Annotated in this window: 1 protein-coding gene and 1 pseudogene; one reads left to right on the plus strand and one right to left on the minus strand. The window is 65.0% G+C overall.

Annotated features, from left to right (window positions below; genetic code table 11):
• Positions 1-298, minus strand: a pseudogene (locus tag BN2475_RS33090) (hypothetical protein); the annotation flags it as partial.
• Between the two features lie 41 nt (positions 299-339).
• Between BN2475_RS33090 and BN2475_RS34115 the strand changes: the two are divergent.
• The gene (locus BN2475_RS34115; RefSeq protein WP_143326067.1) at positions 340-531 is read left to right on the plus strand and encodes a hypothetical protein; all 192 of its coding nucleotides are present in this window, start codon (positions 340-342) and stop codon (positions 529-531) included.
• The last annotated feature ends 126 nt before the right edge of the window (positions 532-657 follow it).

Consider the following 657-nt stretch of genomic DNA (forward strand, 5'->3'; position numbering starts at 1 on the left):
TGCCTGAGTTGCTCGCGATGCCGCCGTACGGACCCATTACGCCGCCTGCATGGTTGCAGGTGCCGCCGCCGCACGACGCCGCATGCGCGCCGCTATACGTGCCGTGCGACGTGTACGCCGTGCCGTGGCCGTACCATCCTGCCCACGCCGGCACGCTGACGAGCGATGCGCTTGCGCCGACCACGGCGGCGGCCGCCGCGAACGCGATGCGCCGCGACACGCCGCGCGCCATCGTCGCGGACGACGAGCGCTTCAGCAGATCAGAAAACGAGGAGAAGACTTGCGAGCGGATTTTCACGGCGGTGTCCTTCACGGTTCGGGCCACTTCGCAGATGCAGCGTGGCGACGGATGAAACTGTAGGAGAACCTGCCCGCCGAGTCAGTTCAAAAACTATGTCGAAAAATGTCATGGCGGCGTGCAAAAACTGCCCGCGCGCGGTGGCCGTCGTGACCGCCGCGACATCAATGGACTCGCGCGCGTCGGCGCGTGAAAAAGGCTTTAAAAAGGCTGTGAAAATCGTCGCGCTATGAAGAGCGGTCGCGTCCGCGCGCGCGGGTCGCGCCCGTGACGACGCCGATGCCCAGCAGGATAACGTCGACGATCGCGACGTAATGTTGCGCGACGTGCATGGTGATGAGAGCCCACGAGACCGTACT

This window comes from Paraburkholderia ribeironis, assembly GCF_900019265.1.
GTDB classification, from domain to species: Bacteria; Pseudomonadota; Gammaproteobacteria; order Burkholderiales; family Burkholderiaceae; genus Paraburkholderia; species Paraburkholderia ribeironis.